Origin of the sequence: Runella rosea (assembly GCF_003325355.1) — a bacterium.
GTDB lineage: Bacteria > Bacteroidota > Bacteroidia > Cytophagales > Spirosomataceae > Runella > Runella rosea.
On sequence record NZ_CP030850.1, the window covers coordinates 1,919,435 to 1,941,800 of the forward strand.

Sequence of the window (22,366 nt, forward strand, 5' to 3'; positions counted from 1 at the left end):
TGAGCGTTATTTTGATTACTTTATTACTAACGAAATCTATTTCTTGTTAGTACAAAATCGAAAATCAGTATTCTTAATTCAAAGGAACAGTCCGCGAATCAGTACCTATCCCTGCATCCTGAACGTCTCCTTTAAAGTTACGGCGCTGTACGCCCGATACTTCAATCACAAGACGATCTCCAGGCGCTGCCTGAGCTGCCAAAGCATTGATTGAACCACTTGGTCCGTTAATCACTACTGGCTGCCCTTTAGGGCGAGCGCCACTTGCCAAACGAACTTCAATTTTTCCTACCCGGAAATTTGCATCTTCGGGCGAATAATTGATTAAACTCTCATCTGCAATCGCTTTTACGGAAATATTCCGTGCCATACTGGCCGAAATAGGGCGTTTATCGTCCACCAATGCGCCATTGATATAATATTCCAAACGAGGGCGAGGAACGCGGTTTACGCGGAAGCCTTCGGTACCAATCAAGTTTCCTTGGTTCGAAATATTTAATTTAACATTTCTATTGTTTGGAATAATAATTACTTTCCCTTTGCCATTGTTGATAACTTCGGCGCCATCAGCTGTAAAAGCTGGATTCCATAAAGGTCCTAAGCCTGGGCTTTGAATACTCAACACGTTCTTGCAACCCAAAAACAAAGGCGGCATCGAAGCTGATTCAATATTATAGGTTGGCTTAGCAACTTTATAGTCATATTTCATCGAAATCGTAGTATCACGACCGCTTGGCGTAGGGAATGAAATAACTCCCGACAGGGTTTTGGCAGCCAAACCATCTTTATCGTACGAACCACCCTGGGCCGTAAATTCAATGATTCCTTTTCCATCCTGTACCCGCAATGGTGCTCCACCTAAACTCATGCGTGGCGTAAGAGAACTCGAAGAAGCCGCAATAAACATCTCTCCTTTGAACTTAGTACCCGCCACAACTACGTTAGACTCAGCACTAATCATTGCCAGAATTTTATCAAACTTAATGTCTTTCGCACCTACTTTAGCCGCCAAAGCATCGAGTACTTCCGCTTCTAAACGACGAATTTCCGATTGCTTTTGACTCAATACCGCCAATGCAGCAGGAACGGGTGTTTGCGCAAAATTTAATTCTGCAAAGTCTTTCGTGCGTTGATCTTTGTCACGCTTTGCAAGAGGGTCTTCTTTACCGTCGAGAGCCAATGGCGCAAAACTAGTTCCAGAGAGTTTATTCATTTGCTCTACGAAACCATTAAGCTTGTTTTTCAGATCATACGCTTTACCATTTTTGGAAGGTCCAATCATGTAAATAGCTACCTTGTCTTCTTCATTCGGGTTTTTGACCTTTCCAGTTTCAGGGTCAATTCCGCCCCCAGCCTCGGTTGCTATTTGGCTTTTTATGGCATCAATCTCACTGATCATCCCACTTGCTATCTTGCGCACATCTTCAGCTTGCTTGACAATGGCCACTTCAAAAGCTCTATTTCCAGACTTTTCGACTTTATCTCTGATATTTTCAACAGTTCTTGCGTTGATTTTGTTAGCGGCGTTTGACGCAACCTCCATACTGTTGTTCAACAATTGGAATTTTTCCAACAATGCCGAACTTACTTGCAAAGCCAGCATGGCCGTCAAAACCAGATACATCATCCCAATCATCTTCTGACGGGGTGTCTCTTTTGCTCCTGCCATTTTTAAATAGTTGAATTTTAGCTTACTTTAATTGATTTTAACGAGGGTGACAGTGGTATTTAAGGGTTCAGAATTTTCAACTCTGCACCATCACATTAACCTCGCATTGCGGTTAGCATATTACCGTACACATTGTTCAGGGCTGTAATATTTGTTGTCAATTTTGATATTTCAGCCTTAAACTGCTGTGATTCTTTGGTAGCATCCGCCATGTTCGCCATTGCATTTGTCAAGTTACCATAAAACGCATTCATGGCCTTGAGGTGCTTGGTTGTATCCTGCAATTCCAATTCATACACGGCATTAAGAGCGCCCATATTCTTGGTAATGTTTTGGAATTGGTCACGGTATTGTTGGGCATCTTTGGTTGCATCAGCCATAGAAGACATTGCATTGATAGCCACACCGTAAGACTTATTCATATCATTGATTGAAGATGATGCCGTTTTTACGTTTTTAGCGTAATCGTTGGTTGCAATAGTTGCATCGGTCAAGTCTCCAATTTTAGATACTGTATCTGTTAAATTTTTAAATCCTTTACCAAGATTGTTGAAGATATCGGGAGTAATGTTGGCTTCGGCTAACATTTTATCCATGTTGGCAGTCAAACCAACTCCTTTTTTCTCTTCTTTACGCGAAGGTACTGGAGCCGCATCGTCTGCTAATTCAGGGTATACTTTTTCCCACGCGTATTCTTCAGAAGCAGGGTATAAAAAGCTTTGTACTGCGTACAAAACAAAAATCACAGCTTCGGTCAAAAGACCAACTGTCAAAATCTCACCACCACCTTCGATGTGAGTAATTTTTGCCCAAGCACCGATGATTACAACGGCTGCTCCAAGCGCATAAGCAGTAGGGACTATTTTACTCCAGAAAACACCTTGTTTTTGTGCTGCCATAACAGAATTAAAATATTGGTTTAATAGAATCGGTTACAATAAATAAAGGTCGTAAAAAAGAAGGGTGCCGCCGGGCAGCACCCTATATTTTAAGGTAATAAAGTCAAATTATCTTTTACGTCCACGGGTAGTAGCTGCCCGACCGGCAAGGTTTTCAACTACGCAACGGAAACCAATGAACGAGCGTTTATTGTCTTCATATTCCCAGCCGCGTGTTCCTGTTTCGAGGAAGTAAGCAACATCTTTCCATGATCCGCCCCGTACTATTTTACGCGGTTCGTCAGGATTATCATTCATTGGGTTCATATCCCAGTTAACAATCGTAGCATTATCGGCATAAGCATCCAACGTCCATTCCGCTACGTTACCTGCCATGTTATACAATCCATAATCATTGGCATTGTAGGCATTTGCGGGGGCAGTGTAAGGATACCCATCGGCGTCATAATTCCCACGCTGTGGTTTAAAGTTTGCTAAAAAGCAACCTTTTCCATTGGCTACATAAGGGTTACCCCAAGGATACTTGGCAGAGGCACGTCCGCCGCGAGCGGCCCATTCCCATTCGGCTTCGGTAGGAAGGCGGAATTTTGGAGAACGATATTTACCCTCTTTGGCCCGGTAATCGTTGTAGAGATTAGAACGCCATTCTGAGAAATAGCGAGCGGCTTTCCAGCTTACCCCAACGACTGGATAGGTATCAAAGGCAGGATGCGAATAGTAATACTCAAGCATCGGGTCACCGTTGTGATACGTGAAATCTTTTTTCCAAACCGTAGTATCGGGATGGTACTTTGAGATGATTTCTTCTTCTCCCAGTACTGACAGTGAGTCAGTCATCAGAGATGCTACAAATTGACGATACTCGTGGTTTGTTACTTCAGTATCATCCATGTAAAACGAAGTAATGGTTACCCGGCGGTTAAAATTGACCTGCGTAGCGGCAACATCTTCATCAGCCTGCCCCATCATAAAAGAACCTGATGGGATAAGTACCATTCCAAAGGGAGTATCCTGCTTATAGTCTTTACGACCAGTTGCAATTACTTCTCCGTTCCGAACGCCGACTTCCTGTTTGGCTCCTTTTTTGCCTCCTTTTCCTCCTTTGCTGTTTTTTCCGCCAAATTTATCTTTGACAAATCCACAACTTTGCAGCATCATCGCTACCATCAAAATCCATGCTCCTTTGGTGGCGCAGCCGAAAAATACCCTCTTGCTCATGGTTATTCCCGTTAGTTTCAAAATTCAGTATAGAAACGAAGTTCTATGTGTTTATTGTGTGTTTTTTTTAAAATTCTCTTTTACTGTTACAAAGAAGGGCTTTATTTATTTTAAAATTCCCCACAAGCCCCCAAAATTACTAAAAAACCATTAATTTTTTATCAAACGGTACAACGGTCATCCAACAATAATATTGCCAAAGATGGAATTCGGCAAAAAAATATTATTCTATTTAGAAATTGGCCCAATTATTCCCTGTATTAATACCTAAATCTTGGGGTACGCACAATTGTCTTTCTGCCTTTTGTAAGTGCTGGGAGTGCATAAGAAAGCATCACTTCATACGATGCGGGGGCTTTTACACTGCGACTTCCTCCTACCAAATCAACGGCACCCGCCAAACGTAGCGCTTTATTGCCAAGCAGATTTATTCCAGCTATAATATTATAGGATTCCTGCACACGGTAGGTGATTCCTCCAAAAATCCATTCATCCCATGTAGCCATTACGCCCCCCTCTACCGACAACGTTTTAGGATTGAAATCCGTCAGGCTTTTTACAAGGATAAGTGGCTGTATTTCCAATCCATATAACGGTTCCCAACGGTAACCCGCGGTCAAATACGCATTGGGAGCTAAAATACTATTGCCCGTATCTCCTCCTAAATTAAATTTGGGTCGGTTCAGGTGATTAACGCTTGCACCAACATAAAAAGTACTTGCATCATAAAATACCCCTAAAGAAATATCAGGCTGCGTAACCCCTAAACGTCCAACTGGGATAAGTGGGTCACCAGGTTCACGGGAAACCAAGCGACTAAAATCAATGTATCTGTTTTGAAACCCTACCCGCGCACCGATTGCCAAGGTATTCTCATTGATATTCATTCGATAGGCATACGAGAGCTGGACTTCTTGGCTGCCCATTGCGCCAATTCGATCATTGACGTAATTAATACCAACGGCACTCTTTATGAAATTCAGGGGAACACTTCCTGAAAATACTAACGTATTGGGGGCACCGCCGTCTCCTGAAGTAGTCTGATACCCTTGCCATTGAATACGATTCAATAACTGAAATCGGGTAGTTCCGTCGGCTCCTGCGGTGGCAGGATTATAATATAATTGATTGTGCATGAACAGGCTAAACTGAGCATCCTGCTGCGCCTGTACATAGCTTAATTGGGCAAACCAACTTAATATGCTCAATAGTAGTAGTTGTGGGTATTTCATATCCAATTCGCCGGTATTTTCAATACAAACGACAATTAGCGAAAAAAATTTGATATAAAAAAAGGGTTAGTTTCCCAACCCTTACTATAACGCATAAAAAGAGATAAGTGTTGCGGTTTTGCTCAAATTGTCCAGAGAAAAACGGCCCTAAACCTTTCTAATTAGATATTATTGGCTTTTTTGATATATATTTCCAACGCCCCAGTCATTGAAGGAGCATTGGGCATTGGAGCCTCAATATCTAAAATCAAGCCTGCATCCGCGACGGCTTTTGCGGTCGTAGGACCGAAAGCGGCTATCCGAGTTTTATTTTGCTTAAAATCAGGGAAGTTATGGAATAGTGAGGTAATTCCAGAAGGACTGAAAAAGCAAATAACATCGTAAAACACTTCTGTCAAATCCGACAAATTTGAAGACACGGTTTCGTACATTACCGCCTCGGTGAGGTGTAACTCGTAATTTCCCATGAATTCGGGGATGTCGTTGCGCCGTTTGTCAGAACATGGAAACAAAAACTTTTCGGTTTTGTGTTTCTTGATTAAGTCTAACAAATCAGCAGCGGTTTTTTGACCTGAAAAAATCTTCCGTTTGCGTATTTGAATATACTTTTGAAGATAGTTGGCAGTTTGCTCAGTTACGCAGAAATATTTCATTTCGGCAGGCATTTCCAACTTAGCTTCCTTACAAATACGGAAGAAATTGTCTACGGCATTACGGCTGGTAAAAATAATAGCCGTATGCTCCATGATGTTAATTCGTTGCTTACGAAAATCCTTAAAAGAAATACCCTGAACTTCGATAAAAGGGCGAAAATCGACCTTTACGCTGTACCTGCGCTCTAACTCAAAATAAGGGGACTTTTCATCAGTTGGCCGAGCTTGGGTGACCAAAATGCTCTCTACTTTATTCAACCGGTCTTGTTGCATCAAAATCGTTTCGCTCATATCAGACGTTTGGTGGGGTTCTCCCCACTTCTTATAGGGCATACCTTACCCCGATGATGATGGGGATTAATTCAACAATGCAAAGGTACGAAATTAAATATAGATTTTTAACAGTTGTGCTGTTGCTAATTGTAAAGAAGATTAAAATGGTTCGAAAAACATAAAAAACAATTACTGGAATAATGAGTACCGAACGGATGATGGGCGACCAGTCAACAATGTAAAAAGAAGCCACGGAGGCAAGTAATATGAGGGCGGTAAAAAACAACAAAGAAGACTGTAAAACCTTGAAATAATGCATATTAGCTACGCCTTCCAATCGGTATAAAGTCCCTAAAATATACAAACCAACATATTTCCCTATAAATCCCAGAAAACAGATAAATGCTATTTTTAAGTAATTTAACCAAGTATCAGAAAACGCCTGTCCAGTTGCCAATAATTCTTTTGATGAAAACAGATTATATTCTTTATCCTGCGTAAACAAATACAAGTAAGCTAATTCCAGACTAAGCAGAACCACAAATAGAATGTTGGTTCGGCTAAAGGGTTTATTGATCATAAATGAATCATCCCTGAAGTCCATCTGAAATAAATCTGGAAGACTATAAATCCGATTAAAAGCCCGGGGAGATGTATTGAATAGGAAAGCGGCAAAAGTAAACAGAAGCAAAATTCCCAAAATGAAAAAATTAGCAATCGAGGCTTGCTCTCGGGGTTTTAGGTTCAAAAACGATTCTTCCTCAATCGTAATCAGTTTTTCAACCGCCGCCTTTCGGTGACCGATAATGACGACTTTACCAGCCTGCCCAGGCGTTCCATATATCGTAATCATCAATTGTGGGCGCCTGAATATTTTATAAAGACTATCTATTTTCATGACTCGCCAGCTTCCCGCCTTGAGGTTTTCCTGCAATGAGCCATTCAGAAACAGATAATTATTTTTTTCAACGTACAACAGCAGTTCATAATGCAGGTTACTTTCCAAGTCCACCAGAGTATTAACCGACAGCTGATTACCGTGCTGTTCGGCCACGTAAGGAACGTATTCTTTTTCTCGCTGATCATAGACAAGCCAATCTTGCGCCAAATTTTTCACGAGGAAATACTGCTTGTCTGGCCCTACTTCTGCCCAAAGGGGAGCAATGCAGCTAAACAACAGCAGCCATACAATATATTTAAACCTATGAACAACTTTCTTCGTCATTCGCCGATACTCAATTTTAATCCTCAAAATAGATGCAGGCAGCCTGGAATATCCAAACTGCCTGCAAAGTTAGAAAAGATAACAGTAATATTGGTTAGTTACGACCTAAGGCTTTCAACATTGTTTCGCCAATCAACGCCGGCGATTCTACCACGAAGATACCGCACTCACTCATGATGCGCATCTTAGCCGCAGCTGTATCATCAGCACCACCGATAATGGCTCCTGCGTGGCCCATACGGCGGCCTTTAGGGGCAGTTTGACCAGCAATAAAACCAACAACTGGCTTAGTACCGTTTGCTTTAATCCAATAGGCGGCATCGGCTTCCATGCTTCCTCCGATTTCTCCTATCATCACAATTCCTTCCGTTTCGGGGTCATTCATGAGCAACTCTACCGCTTCTTTGGTAGTTGTACCAATGATCGGGTCGCCTCCAATTCCAATGGCAGTGGTTTGGCCAAGGCCTGCTTTTGTCAACTGATCAACCGCTTCGTAGGTCAATGTACCTGACTTAGAAACGATGCCGATGGTTCCTTTTTTGAAGATAAAACCAGGCATAATTCCCACCTTACATTCGTCGGCTGTCATTACTCCTGGGCAGTTCGGACCAATGAGACGGCAGTCTTTTGTCGTGATGTATTCTTTCGCCAACATCATGTCTTTGGTCGGAATACCTTCTGTAATACATACAATTACTTTGATACCGGCATCGGCGGCTTCCATGATGGCGTCGGCGGCAAAAGCCGGCGGCACAAAAATGATTGACACATCGGCACCTGTCGTATTTACGGCATCCGCAACAGTGTTGAAGACGGGACGATCGAGGTGACTTTGACCGCCTTTGCCTGGAGTCACTCCACCTACAACATTTGTTCCGTACTCAATCATTTGTTGGGCATGAAAAGTACCTTCAGAGCCTGTGAAGCCCTGCACAATTATCTTTGAGTTTTTATTGACTAATACGCTCATTGGTGGTTAGTATAAAATTGCGTGATTCAAGATGATTAACTTTATTTTATTCAAGACAGAAGCCAAAAATTTTTCAGTAAAAGTAGGTCGAAATAAAGAAAGTACAAAAGCACCCCCGAAAGAAAAATTTTTGAAGGCCTAAAAATTGCTTATTTTTCTGTTTAAAACGGCAAAATACTGATACCTTGCTAAGGCTTTTTCAAACGTTTATCGTTGTTAATCATTGTTTTTTTATTTACGATAAAACGTTAGCCCCTTAACCTTTAACTTCTTGTGTAAGAATGATTCAACTCTCCAACGCCTTTTCAGACGCTGTCGTAGCCACTGTATGCATTGTCGTTTTTTTTAAATTCTTTGCTTATGTTCCCTTCCATAATCGCCTCCTCTGGGGTGTATTTTTAGTAACCGTTTCATTGGCGGCGGGTGCAGGTGTATTCCGTTATTTGGGGTTTCAGCAATTAACCGATACCCATCGCTCACTTTCAACACTCGCAGGTAGCGCCGGGCTTGCAAGTGTAGTGGTTGCCATTTGGGGGTTAGTGATGCGCCAGACCATCTCCCGTTCTACCGTCATTTTAACCCTCTCCTGCGGGCTTATTTTATTCGTTTTTCTGCTCTACCCTTCTTTTCAAGTTTTCAGCTCCGTTGTGCAGGCTTTTACCATGCTTGTTGTGATGTTGATTGCAGTTTTCGGACTTATGCAAAAATACCAAAAAGCCATCTGGATTGTGATTGGGGTGATGATTTTGGGCATCGCTACCAAAGTTGCCACCCAACACTTGCCTTTCAGTCCAATAGATGTATATCACTACGCATTGGCCGCCATGGTTTTTTGTTTTGGCAAAGCCGTGTAAGGTTAAATTATTCCACGACAAACGATTCCATACGTCGCAAAAAATCTTCTTCTACCTCGGCACCGTGGCCCGGCAAATCTGGAATAATTACCTGATAATGATTTTGGTAATGAATACCGCCAAGTACAGGATTTTGGGCGTGTTCAAAAGGAGAATCTAAATCATAAAAAACGACGTTTTGCAAAGCAGATGCAAAATGGGCATTGGCCGAAATTCCCAAACGCGATTCCGACATACATCCAATCATACACTTGATGCCTGCTGCTTCGGCAATGGCGTTGATTTTGACCGCATTGCGCAAGCCGCCACTTTTTGAAAGTTTTATATTGAAAAAATCTACGGCCTGTTGGGTCACCAATTTAATGGCATCTTGCGGAGAAAACAGCGACTCATCGGCGCAAATGGGCACGCGGGCGTTTTGTCGAAGCCGCGCCAAATGGGCGTAGTCCCAATGTTTTACAGGCTGTTCGCAGTACTCCACATTCCAGTCGGCAATCGTATTCAGAACCGTAAGCGCGCTGATGTAATCCCACCCCTGATTGGCATCGGTACGGAGCGGAATTGCGTCGCCAATAGCTTCACGAATGGCGGCAATACGCCGAATATCATCTTTGGCGTTTGTTCCTAATTTTACTTTAATCGCTTCCGCACCACGTTCCTTTATTTTAACGGCATCGGCCGCCATTACCTCTGGTTGAGCGATGTAAATTGTTTCATCAGTAACAATCGAACGATTTGTGCCGCCCAAAAACTGATACAAAGGCATATTGGCGTACTTCGCAGCCAAGTCATACAACGCCATGTCAAATGCACTTTTTACGGTCGGGTTTCCGCTCAGATAACGGTCTAGAGCCGCCAAGCAGCCTTCTATGTCCAATGGGTCTTTACCAATCAGCAATTTGGCCAAATCATAAGCTGCCGCATAGGCAGTAGCTTGGGTCTCCCCCACTATCATCCAAAAGGGGGCACCTTCGCCCGTACCATAAAGCCCATCTGAGGTATAAATTTTGACCAGAATATTGCGGGCTTCCTCAATCGTTCCAATCGCAATCGTGACGGGAGCTTGTAGCGGAATATTAAATTTATAGACTTCAATGCGGGTGATTGTGGACATGGTTTTTATGCGTTTTCTTCAGTGTTTAACAAGGTAAATGTAAGCGGTAATCTATCAATCCCAACATTCCATAATCAACAGGTCTCCTTCGCTCGCCGAGATTTTCACAAAACCATCTTCTGCTGCTTCGTTGCTGTTTCCACTTCGATAGCCGAGCCGCAAATAATCTCCTTGAAGGTTATATTTTAAGCCCTCCGTTTGGATTCCTTCCACCAAACCGACGGGCACCAGCGAAATGGGTGTGCCTTTTACGTACCATTTTTCAAAGGTACCAACCAACGGAAAAATCTTAGAGTAATCGTCTAGCATCACGATTTTGATTTGATCTTTGTAGCGAACAATGTTGGTCATATTTGTGAGGCTATGGTCAGCCCGGCGGCCCGTAGCCCATACAATATTTACCGCTGGAAATCCCCGTTCTATCAAAAATTCAATTCCTTTTTCCAGATCCGTTTTGTCTTGGTCGGGCGCATGGACAATTTCGAGCGGATAATGTCGGGAGGCGATTTCATCAATGTCAACATTGTGGTCAAAATCACCCAACAATACATCCACCTTTATTCCTAAATCCAATACCCGATGAATGGCGTGGTCGAGCACGACAACAAACGGCGACCATTCGAGCAATTGCCCCATCAGTTCAAAACTACAGCCCTCGCCGTTGGCAATCAAAAGGGCCGGTTCCTGCTTTTCGCGAACAACGTGGTGTGAGGACATTTTTCAGTAGTGAGTAGTGAGTAGTGAGTAGTGAGAAAAATCTCACATACTAAATACCCAATACTATTTTAGGGATTGAATGAATGATTGATAACGCAAAGAAAGCGACAAAAAGCCACTTGGTACGCTCAAAAAGTTGTTTTTGTTGAGACACCCACGCCAAAATACCCAACGTAAACAACAATGAAGAAGGAGCCAATCGCCTGAAATATAGACTTTCAATGGACTCGTCGGTCAAGTAAACTACAATGGTAAAAAGCAAATAGCTGATGGCGATGAGAAAAAACGGGTCTTGCATCATGAACTTGGTCATGTTGTCCGCATTGATTTTTATCTTTTTCGTCAGTCGTAAAAAATACACTACGTGCCGCACAATCAACCCAATAAGTACCCATTGCAACAAGGCAACGCCATAAATAAACCACTTGACCGAATCGCTCAAGCCAAGATTTTTGAAGTCCCAATCACGTACCGCAAAAAACAACAGTTCCTCCCCCAACCCGCGCATTCCTCGCCAAAGCCGTTGGTTGAATGGCTCCGTGGGCCAAAACCCATGTCCCCCCGTGTAAGTACCTGTGTGGTAAAAATTGAAGAATAAATACCCAGCCATCAATACCACAAAGTAGAAAGCCGCCTTGTATTGACGGCGTAACAGCAATGGAATCAGCAGAAAAATACCAGCATAACGGGTAAAAAAAGCGGCGGCGGCAAAAATCACGCTACCCTCTTTTTGCCATTGACTTGCGCGGTCTGTCGGAGAAAAAAACATGGCAAAACCCAAAACGAATAAAATAAATACCGTTTCTGACCATGTATTTGTGTACAATTGAATCAACGATGAGGCCAAAAAACCTAAGGATACAAACCACGCTTTGTCATGAAAACGCCGCAGAATCAACCAAAAGCACCCAGCTAATGCGAAAAGATTCACAATTTTAGACGCAATTTCTGTCGAAAAAGTAGTCAGAAAAGCCACCGTTGCAATCAGCGAAGAATAGCCCATTGGCCATATAGCGCAGAATGTTTCTTTTCCTTCAAACGTAATGACGTACCCCTTGCCGCTGAGCAAGTTTTGAGCCGCCTCAAGATAAAAATGAGAATCAGGAGTCAGGAAATAGGCTGAATCAGCGCGGAGTTTGAGATAAACTACCGCACAAATGAGCAGGAATTGAAAAAACAAGGCAATGCGATTCGGCATATTTGTTTCCCTGAAAGCGTCTATTATTTGCTTATTCCAGCGCTTTTCAAGATGACAAATATAACATTACTTTCCAGCCTCCATCCGCTCCCGCGCCTTTGGCAATTGCCACCACGGCAGGTAAGGATAGGCATGATGCTCCAAATGATAGCCGAAAAAATAACAACTCAAAAACGCTTTTATGTGATTAAGCGATTGACTGCGCGCATTGAGCGGTGGATTATGATGCTCGCCTCGATGGGGCAAATAGGTCCCGAAATAGAACAATTGAAAGGTGCTCAACACGGCAGGAATCATCCAAAAAGCCACCAGATTTTCCCACGGAAACCACAGTTTCAAAATGTTGTACGTCACTGCCATCAATAGCACTTGCAACACCGAGACGTATTCTTTGGCAAAAGCAAAAAACCACAAAAAGAAATTGGGGTGCCCATCATGGTAATCGGGGTCGTCGGGCGTGGCAGCGTGACGGTGATGCAAATGGTGCTTGGATGAGAGTCTTTTATAGTTATTAAACGCAAACAATGAAGCGCTTAGAAAGCCTATCCAATAGTTAAGTCGCTTGTTGTGCGGAGCCACTACCCCATGAATGGAATCATGAGCGGTAATGAACACCCCCGTGTACAGGTGCATTTGCAGTAATACAAACACATACACCAACGGATTACGAAAATCCAATGGATAATGAAGCAAAAATGTCAAACAACCAAACCACGCTACCAAAACGGTCAGGGCAATCCAGAGTCCTTTTTGGCCGATGTAGGTAGGTTTGATGACGGGTAGGGACTGCATCTTAAATAGGAGTTATGCAGTTCTAACGCAAACGCATGGCTTTTTGTTTCGGTCAGTCATTTTTCAACCCATCCAACTCAGCGGGGTCAAAATCCTGTACCTCCAGCGCATCATCGTTCGGCAAGACTATTGCTTCTTTCGTAGAAAGTTGTGGTTTCCCAAACAATGGATGCCGAATCCCCATCACCCGGTAGAGGGGTGTAATCCCACTTTTTGCCAAAATTTTCAGGCTGCTCCCTCGTTCTCGGGCTACGTTCAGTCCCAGCGATGCATCGGTTAATTTTAGGTTTGCCGTTCCTACATTAGCGGTCGCCTTCAAATCAATCTGGTTATCGCGGCTGTTTGAAACGATAATCGTTGCCGATTCTGCCTCAATCAACTGCGTAATAATTACCCAATCTTTGGGCCACTCATCGGCTCGATATTTGGGAATAATGGCTTTTTCAATCGCTCCAACATTCACAATTTGGTGCGTCAAGGTTTTATCCGCCTGAAATACGACCGCTTCCTCACTTTTAAAATTCAGCGTGAAGCCCGCATCAGCTTCGGCCAAGACACTACCCGCAATCGGGGCTTGTCCTGCCAATTTTATGTCAATCTGTACAGTGTCATTGGAAGTATAATCCCAGAAACCTTCCGATTCGTCTTTTTTGATTTCTGCCATAATTCCTTCTTTTTCCAAATCCGAAAAAATCGTAAAAACGCCATCTTCTAGTTTTCCAATGGCGCCCACAAATAGCGGACGGTTGGGCTCCCAATTGGCTCGATAGCCCGTTTGTTTGGCAATATGCCTGAGATAAAATTGATGAATATTCATACGTTTGAGTTTTAAGTAATGGAAGTAAAACGTTAAGATTTTATAACCAGAAAAGAAGGCATTCTACTTACTTAAAAAGAAATTTTTAGTTAACGGAAAAAATCTGATAATCAGCACGATACCGTTTAGTAAGTCATGCCTTTTATTTTTGGCAAAACCTTTCATTTTTCGTAACATTAAACTCCTAAACTCAGATTTACTCAACTTATTATGAATACGCTCTTGTTGTGCTTTTCCAATAGTCAGGAAGCTCCTTTGTCCAACCTTACCGAAGAAGACCAGGGCCTGTTTGATACGCTGTCGCCTCGTCAGGTGCTTGGCCATTTTCAAATTGTGCGGGAAAGCTACGTTACCATCAAAAGCGTTATTCAACGATTAGAAACTTACCAAGACAACCTCACTATTTTTCATTATGCCGGCCATGCGGGCAAAGAAGGCCTGCTCCTCGACGATGCATGGGCGCGAGTAGGCGGACTGGCAGCAATGCTGGCGCGGTGCCCCAATCTTAAATTTATTTTTCTGAATGGCTGCGCCACCCTGTCGCTGGTGGAAGAGCTACGAAAACATAAAATTCAAGCGGGAATTGTCGGAACGCAGGCACCCGTAGGCGACGCCCATGCGAGTACATTCTCAGGGTATCTTTATAAATATCTCAGCAATCAATATTCGCTCGGAGAAGCCATCCAACGGGCCAAAGACGCCCTCAATTTTTCAACTGACCCCCACCTTCAAACCCGAGGATTAGGCGAAAATATCGAGGTTTTAGATTCCGAAAACTGGGTTTTCATCAATCCTTCGGGGGAGGCTGACCAGTGGAGCTTGCCCACAGCATCCATCAACCAAAGCTATGTTCCAAACGCATACCTCATCAATCAAGCTTTCGAGGCAATTATTGAATACGACAATAGTATTAAGGAGAAATTTGATAATGAAAAAATTGACGACGAAGACCTTCTCTTTAAAAGAGATTTACTGATTGATTTTCTACCATATCCTTTGGCAGAACCGCTAAGGTGTATTTTATGCCCCGACACCGATAATCAGCAAGGATTAATTACCTCCAAACCCAGTATAAATCGAATTCGGGCGTACCAGGATTTATTTGACTCAACCATTTCGTTACTCATCAGTACTCTGTTATCACAGATACGAAACCTACTGCTGAGTCCTCATCAGCCACTTACAATCTCTACCGAAAGTCTCGCTACAATCACCCAGTATTTAAAAGGAGATGCGGTGAGTTTTGCAGAAGTTCTGCGCTGCTTGCGCGAAATTTTAGAGAAGCATCAAGTCCCTTATTTTGTAGAAGAGTTGAAACTGTTGGTTGATTTATACTACAATCCCAACAATCCTACATTGGCCAAAAGCATTGATTTTCTGATGGATTTAAAAATCCGATTTCCGTACGACAAAGACATTGTCATTAGCGAAAGCCTTTGTCGGGATATATGCGAAATGGGAGAAACTCACCTGAGCAACATTGCAGGATTTTCGGGTTTTTGGGTGCGCTACAACCTTCAATCGTACAAAAATATTCAGGTGATAAAGTTTTTTGGTAGCCTCCCCAAGTACCGCCATAAAAGTGTCACGCTCAAATCCAGTCTTATTGCCGCCAACAACGACCGCAACCGACGATACCGTGACGAGCCTGTGTCAACAGTTTTGTGGGAAAGTCAGTCGGTATTATTGACAAAAAAATCCTTAAAAAACGACCAAGCGGCGTTTCTAAACGTAGCCCCTTTTATTCTTGATTTAAACGTATTTGTCAAAAGTGATAATAACTTTTTTGATTTATACATTTTTGAAAAATTCTCATCGCTCAATCAATCCATCTATTTCCGCTGCATAGGCAATCCCCAAAAAGTGCTAAAAATCGACCGCAATAGTGATGATTTTGAGGTATTACGCGAGCAATTCAACGCCTTCACAAAAAACTTACTGAACATTAACTATTGGGAATTATGAACCAGAGTCCGTTCCAGTTTTTGAGCCCATACGAAGCCAAAGACAAACACTTGTTTTTTGGCCGCGACCGCGAAATTGAGGAGTTGGCAGAGCTACTTCTCCGTTCGCGATTTGTGGTCGTCTATGGTCCTTCTGGCTCTGGCAAAACCAGCTTAATACGCAGCGGGTTAGCCAAAAAACTACAGGATACGCATTGGTTTCCCATTTATATCAGGCGCAAAAAAGACTTTCTATCCTCCTGCACAGAGGAGCTTGATAAGTTTTATCGTCCCGCCAAAATACCACCACCTAGCATCGATGAAACCAACCCTAACCACTCATTGCTACTGCAAATCAAACAAGTATCACGCCTATACCTACGCCCTGTTTATCTCATTTTTGATCAACTAGAAGAGCTTTTTATTACAGGAACAGAATACGAACGTGAGCAGTTCTTGGTTCTTCTAAAGACAATTGACGAATCCGATATTCCCTGCAAAATAATTCTATCCCTAAGGGAAGAATATCTAGCCCACTTGTATCAGTTTGAAAAACAAATTTCCACCTTACTCGATTTTCGTCTGCGGGTAGAATTGATGACCAATGAGTCCATCAAAGACTTAATCATGGACATGTTTAGAGCCATGCCCGAGGTGGAATTGAACGATGAGGAAAACGACGCTGATTTCATCATTGCCCAACTCTACGATACTACTCGACAAATCCAACTACCTTACCTTCAGGTTTATCTGGATCGTCTCTGGAATAATGCAATTATTCAAACGCCCGATAAACTTCCCTTACGAATTGACAAAACGATTATTCAGAATGTTGGTCGAATTGAAGGGGTGTTAGAGAAATTTTTAGAGGAACAAATTACCGATATTGAGCAACAAAACCCCGAACTCAAAAACCGAGAAGGATACATATTAAGTTTATTAAGCAAGTTTGTTACCCCCGAAGGAACGCGCCAATCACAGTACATCAAAGACATTGACAAAGACGAAGATAACTTACTGAAAATCAAAATACTGAGCAATTTAGAAAAGCAACGAATCCTGAAAGAGGAAAACGGATTTTATGAGCTATACCATGATAGTTTAGCCATGGTTATTTTTAGAAGCCAAAGTGCGGAGCAAAAAAAAGCAAGCAATCTTCTTCGTCGGATTGAACGCATTCAGGAAGATTTCACTCATTACGACCAAAAACCTGACTATTTCCTCGACCGCTTATCGGTAGAAGAATTTAAAAAAAACCGTAATACTGCCGTTTTTCAGGTTCTTTTTCAGGATTTGCCCAAAAGTCGCCAAGAGAATTTAAAGGCCTTTGTCAATAAAAGCAGCGATTATCACGAAAAAAAATACCAGCTCCGGCGCGTTAGAATTCTATTTACAACCGTCGTTTTGTTACTTTCAACAGTCGCTGTTTGGCAATGGCGCGTGTCGTCCCTCAATAGTTTGATATTGGCTTCGGCATTTTTAAGCGAAGACGCCCCCGACGACGCCATCGCCATTGCCTATGATGCCTACCAGCGCCCCATGCACTCACCAGAGGCCCAGAAAGCCCTGCTTACTGCTTTTTACAATCACGACAAACAAGATGACCATCCGCTCAATATGGGTTTCAGCCCACCCTCTGAGCAACATGATACTTTTCTTAGCAAAGTTTTCCATTCCGCTATTCGGTCAGTTTCATTCTCTCCTTCGCAAAATTTTTTTTTGACGGTTAATCAAAGCAGTGATTCGCTCATGATTTGGAAAAAAGATTGGCGTATGCAAGCAGCTTTTCCTTTCAAGGAAGGGATAAAACAGGCGTCATTTCTAAATGAAAAAAATCATTTTTACGTCATTACCAAGGCCAACGCATTTTTCACTTTCAGCATTGAAGGAAAACAACTTAAAACCTATCCAATTCCTCCCAATTCCGTCAATTCATTTCTCATTGGAGAACAAGTCTTTTCCATTATAGATACTACAGCCATTCATAATTCCTTAAGCAACCGAACATACCGTTCTAAAAACTGCATTCGAGGCATTTCCACTTTTATGTTAGACGGGCACCCCCACTTCGTCACGGTGGAGGCCGATGATACCATAAGAATACTGCGCCAAGACCTCGTCATTACCCATAAAAAACCACTCAAAGCGGTTCGTAATGCGTCTTTAAGCACCGACGGGCAGTGGCTGCTGGCCCGAACCTTTGATAACGGATTGGAAATTTGGCAATACCCTTTCCACAACAAAGCGCAACTGGTTTTCAAAAAAGCGGACGTAAAAAAAGCATACTTCAAGGCAGATAATCAATTTGTTACGCTGGGAGACTCCCTGCAAGTTCATGACCTTAATTTTCCTTCCATCTTAAAATATAGCTGTAAATGCGGGAAAGAAACGGTCAATCACCCTATGCCAATCCAATATAGTCCTAAGGTCAAACTTACCACCCTCATCTGTAACGATACTATTTTCAGTATTCGGAACAAAAATGGATTACAATTACTAGCTATTCCTCACGATAAGCCAATTAACAACGGATGGTTCTTGGAGGAAAATGAGGGGTATTTCTTCAAGGAAAAAGCAAATTATCAAATCATCACTTTGGCAGGCAATACCCTTCATTTTTGGAGCAATCAGGGTAACCACATTTGCGCTATCACCCCCAATGAACCACTAACGGCTATTTATATGGATCCGTACGAACGATGGATTGTGGGAGTTTCTAAAAACAAAACCTGGATATGGCCAACGTGGAATGAAATAGAAAATTGGCTTAAAAAAGAAGAAAAAGGCGGGTTTCTGCAACCCGCCAAACGGATTGCCATCAAAAAGAAATACCAAGTGGATGACTTCGCTTGGGATGTTTTACTACGTCCATTAACACGCCCTTTTTTATAAATTTCTAACACTGTAAACTACCTCTTCTTCCATGCGTTACGACACCCTTGCCTCCGATGAAGCCAACTTCAAAAATCAGACAGGCTATACCTTCACGCCCTTTGCTTTACCCGTTGTGGACGAAGACCTCACTTTGCGAGGCGTACTTTGCAAACCAAAAAACCGAACGGGGTATTTCAATACTCCCGAACCGCCACCCACCAAACAGCAGATTGTCCTGCACTTCACCGCAGGAAATTTGAGCGGAGGTATGAGTGCCCTCACCACCCAAGACCGCCACGTATCGGTAGCCTTTGTACTGGCCCGTGATGGGACCATTTACCAATTATTCCCCTCTAAATATTGGTCAGGCCATATCGGGGCGGGTATCGGCAACGCAGGTACCAACAACGCCCGCGATAAAGTGACAATCGGTATCGAAATCGTCAATTATGGGTATCTGGTAGAAAGAAACGGCAACCTTGAAACCATTTATTCGCGTACACCCGAAAACCCAAATCGGGTAGATTTATTTTGTCCCCTGAGCCAAACAGAGGCCTATCAAAAGCTAAATACGCCTTTTCGTGACCAAAGATACTACGCCTCTTATACTCCCCAACAATACGACAGTTTGGTGATACTGCTGCGGTTTTTGACCAAAAAATACAACATCCCGCGCCAGTTTTTGGACGAGTCCAAACGCTATTTACCAACGCAGGATGTAGTTTCTTTTAAAGGTATCGTCTCGCACGTAAATTATCGTACAAGCGGCAAATGGGACATCGGCCCCGCCTTTGATTGGACACAGGTTATAACGGGGGTGCAGGCCGCCGCCTACCAGCCTGTTTTTATAAAAAAAGAAGCCCTTGAATGGGAAGAAACAGGCGATACGCTTTTTAGCGAAGAAGCAATCGAAAACCAAATGGCAGTACCGAAAGGTATAGAAGTAGCCCCGCCTGAAGATTTCAGCTCCAATTTTAATGACGAAGAGGATAAAGGAACCCCCAAGCCCAATTTATATGCCCTTTTAGTGGGTATCAATGCCTACGAAGACCGAGTGGTGTTGGAAAAGCGGGTTATTTTTCCGCGTTTGAGGGGCTGCGTCAACGACGCCCAAAAGATGCGGCAATACCTTGAAAATGAAACTGCTTTCGGCAGCAAAAACATCACCCTACTGACCGACCAAAAAGCCACCAAAGCCGAAGTAGTAAAGGCATTTTTGGCACTTGGCAAAGCCAAAAAGGACGACGTGGTGCTGTTTTATTATTCGGGTCACGGTACGCAGGAAAAAGCCGATACAAGTGTATGGACGGAAGAATCTGACGGCAAACATGAGTGCTTGGTGTGCTATTATGACGGGCAGCACAAAGATGATTACTTATTGGCCGACAAAGAGTTGCGCTACCTCATTCAACAGGTTTCAAAAACCAAAGCCCACGTCGTAATTCTGTCGGATTGTTGTCACTCAGGCGATAACACCCGCAATCAGGCCATTCTTAAAGCCACCTACGATGAGGTCATCGAGCGACGCGTACCTTTTGTTTTCCCACAACGGGATTGGAAAAATTTCATTTTCAGTAAGTCGTTAAAAGCCGCTGATTTCAAAGGAAAACACGTAGACAAAATCCTACCGCCAGGGGCACACGTAAGTTTATCGGCCTGTGAATCAGACGAAACCGCAGTAGAAGTAGGGGGGGAAGGGATTTTTACAAAATATTTGCTCAAAACCTTAGAAGCCTCGGGCGGACAACTTACCTATTATGCGCTGCACGGACGCGTGAAACAGATGCTCAACAATGCCTTTGAGCAAACGCCCATTATGTATATTCCAGCGGCCTACCGCAAAAAGCTGTCATACACCAACGTATTCAATAAACCCGACAGCGGCGAAGCCGGCACGTATGCCGACATACTCCGCGACGGAGGCGGCAATTGGGTATTGCAGCGCGGCGCTATTCATGGCATGGGTCAAAACACTAAAAGTATTACCGTAAAAGACGGTGCGAAAACCTACGAAGCCAAGGTAAAATCCATTGAAGTCGATACCACAGTTCTAGCCTTTGACAACGTGACTAGTGCCAAATTAGATACCGCTAAAACCTACAAAGGGTACGTCGAAGGATTAATGAGCCACCAACTCAAAATTCATTTACACAATGAAGACAACATCCTGACCGACAGCCAACTGCTGACTGAAAAGCTGTTGACCGAAATCCCGAATCAGGTCAAATTGGAAACCGAAGAGAAAAACGCGGATTACACGCTTTCACTGCGCAACGGCTACGCAGTACTGACTCGTCCGTTGGACACGTTCCGTCCATTGGTGGAGCCAATTGTGTTGGACTCAGAAGCCTTTGCATTTCAGTTGGTCAAGGATTTTAAACACCTGTCTAACTGGCATTTTCTGAAAAATCTGCGCAATGATTCTGCATTGGTCAATCCCCTGAAAATCGAAATAACCGACGCCAACGGCCAACCGATTGCCATAAATCAAAATACCGTCGAACTGCATTATGAATTAAAAAATAACAAATGGCAGGGTGGTGTCAGTGTGAAAGTAACCAACCAAAGCGGCCAAAAACTGTACTTCTGCTGCGTATACTTGGATACTCGATTTGGGGCTTCATTGGAATTGTTAGACCCCACCGTTACGCCGTTGGACCCAGGCGCTTCGACCCAACTTTCTTACAAAGGAAACACGACGATTCCGATGTTTTTGGAAAGCTTCGTTCGGTTGTACAATTGGCCCCAAAATGTGGAGTATCTGCAATTTATCGTCAGTACCTCTGACCTTTCAAACGTAGAAGAACTTAATTTAGAGAGCCTGCCAACACCGTTTACGCTCAAAAAGAGAGCCACAATGCGCAGCTTAGGGCTGGGAGAAGAAGAAAGTGACAAAAGCCACGCCTCAGCTTGGACAACCCAACAACTGAAGTTGGAATTTGTAAACCCCGAATACAACACCGTCCGCGAAAGCGAACTGGAGGCCATGCTCGAAGACGAAAATCTGGCTGAATATGCGCTAGGAAATTATTTCAACGTCGAAACCAAGCTTAACCTTCAACCTGATTATCAGCTCAAACCTGATGTTCAGCTTCGCAATGCTGATGCGCATCTAGACGAAAAAGGCTTCATCAAAGATGGCCTGCTCAACGTGGCTAACAAAGCCGCCCGCACCGTCAGGAACACCAAGTACCGAATCATGCGTTTGCGTTTTCCCAATATGCCCAAAATCGTGTCCGAAGGAGACTCGTGGTTTCAGCACCCGTTGGTGATCGACACGATTGACCATTTGTCTAAAACTTACGCCATTTTTTGCGTAGCAGCAGCAGGCGACACCCTCAAAAATTATGATTTTGAAGGCGAATGGCTCGAAGCAATTGAAGATAAAAAACCGACTTTTTTTCTTATCAGCGGAGGTGGTAACGACGTACTGGGCGAACAATTCCGCGACCACATTAAGCAAGGGCCACACGCAACGGGCCTTCCTGCGCAAGCGTACATTGAGCATTCTCTCATTCAAGAACTCGACGACTTGAAAAAAGTCTATCGAAAAATGTTTACCGAGTTGTTTGCCGTTCGCCCCGATATTCACGTACTCTGCCACGGCTACGACTACATCATCCCGCTCGAAACGACCAAAAAAGGCTGGCTCGGACGTTACATGATTGAAAAAGGCATAACCGAGCAAAAAGACCGCAAAGCAGTAATTACCTACATCATCGATGAATTTAACTCCCGACTGCAAGACGTAGCGGCTGAGTTTTCAAATGTGCATTACATTAATGCCCGTGGACTCGTTCATGACGACCAATGGTATGACGAAATCCACCCCAACAAGTTCGGATTTCAAACCGTAGCAGGGCGTTTTATGGAAAAAATTGATAACTTGTTGACAAATACAATTCCCGGTAATTAACG

Annotated in this window: 16 protein-coding genes; 4 read left to right on the forward strand and 12 right to left on the reverse strand. The window is 43.3% G+C overall.

Annotated features, from left to right (window positions below; genetic code table 11):
• Positions 1 to 73: 73 nt before the first annotated feature.
• The 7 genes from porM to sucD form a co-directional block, all read right to left on the reverse strand.
• Entirely contained in the window at positions 74 to 1,669 is a 1,596-nt protein-coding gene (gene porM / locus DR864_RS08215) for a type IX secretion system motor protein PorM/GldM (protein ID WP_114066504.1), read from the reverse strand.
• Positions 1,670 to 1,764: 95 nt separating this feature from the next.
• On the reverse strand, positions 1,765 to 2,568 hold the full coding sequence (porL, locus tag DR864_RS08220; protein WP_114066505.1) for a type IX secretion system motor protein PorL/GldL: 804 nt from the start codon (positions 2,566 to 2,568) through the stop codon (positions 1,765 to 1,767).
• Between the two features lie 108 nt (positions 2,569 to 2,676).
• Entirely contained in the window at positions 2,677 to 3,786 is a 1,110-nt protein-coding gene (gene porK / locus DR864_RS08225) for a T9SS ring complex lipoprotein PorK/GldK (RefSeq protein ID WP_114066506.1), read from the reverse strand.
• 260 nt (positions 3,787 to 4,046) lie between these two features.
• Positions 4,047 to 5,018, reverse strand: coding sequence for a PorP/SprF family type IX secretion system membrane protein (locus DR864_RS08230; RefSeq protein ID WP_114066507.1), 972 nt, complete (start codon positions 5,016 to 5,018; stop codon positions 4,047 to 4,049).
• 161 nt (positions 5,019 to 5,179) lie between these two features.
• Positions 5,180 to 5,962, reverse strand: coding sequence for a uroporphyrinogen-III synthase (locus tag DR864_RS08235; RefSeq protein ID WP_114070206.1), 783 nt, complete (start codon positions 5,960 to 5,962; stop codon positions 5,180 to 5,182).
• A 31-nt stretch (positions 5,963 to 5,993) separates the two neighbouring features.
• The gene (locus tag DR864_RS08240; protein WP_114066508.1) at positions 5,994 to 7,169 is read right to left on the reverse strand and encodes a DUF4271 domain-containing protein; all 1,176 of its coding nucleotides are present in this window, start codon (positions 7,167 to 7,169) and stop codon (positions 5,994 to 5,996) included.
• A gap of 94 nt (positions 7,170 to 7,263) precedes the next feature.
• Positions 7,264 to 8,139: a succinate--CoA ligase subunit alpha gene (gene sucD, locus DR864_RS08245; protein WP_114066509.1), complete on the reverse strand. Its 876-nt coding sequence runs from the start codon at positions 8,137 to 8,139 to the stop codon at positions 7,264 to 7,266.
• Positions 8,140 to 8,420: 281 nt separating this feature from the next.
• On the opposite strand from sucD, the gene DR864_RS08250 reads away from it, so the two are divergent.
• Entirely contained in the window at positions 8,421 to 8,993 is a 573-nt protein-coding gene (locus DR864_RS08250; RefSeq protein WP_114066510.1) for a DUF6962 family protein, read from the forward strand.
• A gap of 7 nt (positions 8,994 to 9,000) precedes the next feature.
• Here DR864_RS08250 and DR864_RS08255 read toward each other — a convergent pair whose 3' ends face one another.
• From DR864_RS08255 to DR864_RS08275, 5 genes are all read right to left on the reverse strand, one after another.
• Entirely contained in the window at positions 9,001 to 10,107 is a 1,107-nt protein-coding gene (locus DR864_RS08255) for a mandelate racemase/muconate lactonizing enzyme family protein (RefSeq protein ID WP_114066511.1), read from the reverse strand.
• Positions 10,108 to 10,161: 54 nt separating this feature from the next.
• Entirely contained in the window at positions 10,162 to 10,824 is a 663-nt protein-coding gene (locus DR864_RS08260) for a thiamine diphosphokinase (protein ID WP_114066512.1), read from the reverse strand.
• 49 nt (positions 10,825 to 10,873) lie between these two features.
• Positions 10,874 to 12,022: a hypothetical protein gene (locus tag DR864_RS08265; protein ID WP_114066513.1), complete on the reverse strand. Its 1,149-nt coding sequence runs from the start codon at positions 12,020 to 12,022 to the stop codon at positions 10,874 to 10,876.
• 66 nt (positions 12,023 to 12,088) lie between these two features.
• The gene (locus DR864_RS08270) at positions 12,089 to 12,814 is read right to left on the reverse strand and encodes a fatty acid desaturase (RefSeq protein WP_114066514.1); all 726 of its coding nucleotides are present in this window, start codon (positions 12,812 to 12,814) and stop codon (positions 12,089 to 12,091) included.
• 52 nt (positions 12,815 to 12,866) lie between these two features.
• On the reverse strand, positions 12,867 to 13,631 hold the full coding sequence (locus tag DR864_RS08275) for a hypothetical protein (RefSeq protein ID WP_114066515.1): 765 nt from the start codon (positions 13,629 to 13,631) through the stop codon (positions 12,867 to 12,869).
• Between the two features lie 210 nt (positions 13,632 to 13,841).
• Here DR864_RS08275 and DR864_RS08280 point away from each other — a divergent pair, with 210 nt between their 5' ends.
• The 3 genes from DR864_RS08280 to DR864_RS08290 are packed head-to-tail and all read left to right on the forward strand — an operon-like array spanning position 13,842 to position 22,364.
• The gene (locus DR864_RS08280; RefSeq protein WP_114066516.1) at positions 13,842 to 15,596 is read left to right on the forward strand and encodes a hypothetical protein; all 1,755 of its coding nucleotides are present in this window, start codon (positions 13,842 to 13,844) and stop codon (positions 15,594 to 15,596) included.
• Positions 15,593 to 18,466 (forward strand): nSTAND1 domain-containing NTPase, encoded by a 2,874-nt coding sequence (locus tag DR864_RS08285; RefSeq protein ID WP_114066517.1) that lies wholly within the window; start codon positions 15,593 to 15,595, stop codon positions 18,464 to 18,466. The genes DR864_RS08280 and DR864_RS08285 overlap by 4 nt, the downstream gene beginning before the upstream one ends.
• A 31-nt stretch (positions 18,467 to 18,497) precedes the next feature.
• Positions 18,498 to 22,364, forward strand: coding sequence for a caspase family protein (locus DR864_RS08290; RefSeq protein ID WP_114066518.1), 3,867 nt, complete (start codon positions 18,498 to 18,500; stop codon positions 22,362 to 22,364).
• The last annotated feature ends 2 nt before the right edge of the window (positions 22,365 to 22,366 follow it).

Coding starts and splice junctions, on each gene's coding strand:
- porM (WP_114066504.1), bottom strand. CDS start 1,669: ATGGCAGGAGCAAAAGAGACACCCCGTCAGAAGATGATTGGGATGATG.
- porL (WP_114066505.1), bottom strand. CDS start 2,568: ATGGCAGCACAAAAACAAGGTGTTTTCTGGAGTAAAATAGTCCCTACT.
- porK (WP_114066506.1), bottom strand. CDS start 3,786: ATGAGCAAGAGGGTATTTTTCGGCTGCGCCACCAAAGGAGCATGGATT.
- DR864_RS08230 (WP_114066507.1), bottom strand. CDS start 5,018: ATGAAATACCCACAACTACTACTATTGAGCATATTAAGTTGGTTTGCC.
- DR864_RS08235 (WP_114070206.1), bottom strand. CDS start 5,962: ATGAGCGAAACGATTTTGATGCAACAAGACCGGTTGAATAAAGTAGAG.
- DR864_RS08240 (WP_114066508.1), bottom strand. CDS start 7,169: ATGACGAAGAAAGTTGTTCATAGGTTTAAATATATTGTATGGCTGCTG.
- sucD (WP_114066509.1), bottom strand. CDS start 8,139: ATGAGCGTATTAGTCAATAAAAACTCAAAGATAATTGTGCAGGGCTTC.
- DR864_RS08250 (WP_114066510.1), top strand. CDS start 8,421: ATGATTCAACTCTCCAACGCCTTTTCAGACGCTGTCGTAGCCACTGTA.
- DR864_RS08255 (WP_114066511.1), bottom strand. CDS start 10,107: ATGTCCACAATCACCCGCATTGAAGTCTATAAATTTAATATTCCGCTA.
- DR864_RS08260 (WP_114066512.1), bottom strand. CDS start 10,824: ATGTCCTCACACCACGTTGTTCGCGAAAAGCAGGAACCGGCCCTTTTG.
- DR864_RS08265 (WP_114066513.1), bottom strand. CDS start 12,022: ATGCCGAATCGCATTGCCTTGTTTTTTCAATTCCTGCTCATTTGTGCG.
- DR864_RS08270 (WP_114066514.1), bottom strand. CDS start 12,814: ATGCAGTCCCTACCCGTCATCAAACCTACCTACATCGGCCAAAAAGGA.
- DR864_RS08275 (WP_114066515.1), bottom strand. CDS start 13,631: ATGAATATTCATCAATTTTATCTCAGGCATATTGCCAAACAAACGGGC.
- DR864_RS08280 (WP_114066516.1), top strand. CDS start 13,842: ATGAATACGCTCTTGTTGTGCTTTTCCAATAGTCAGGAAGCTCCTTTG.
- DR864_RS08285 (WP_114066517.1), top strand. CDS start 15,593: ATGAACCAGAGTCCGTTCCAGTTTTTGAGCCCATACGAAGCCAAAGAC.
- DR864_RS08290 (WP_114066518.1), top strand. CDS start 18,498: ATGCGTTACGACACCCTTGCCTCCGATGAAGCCAACTTCAAAAATCAG.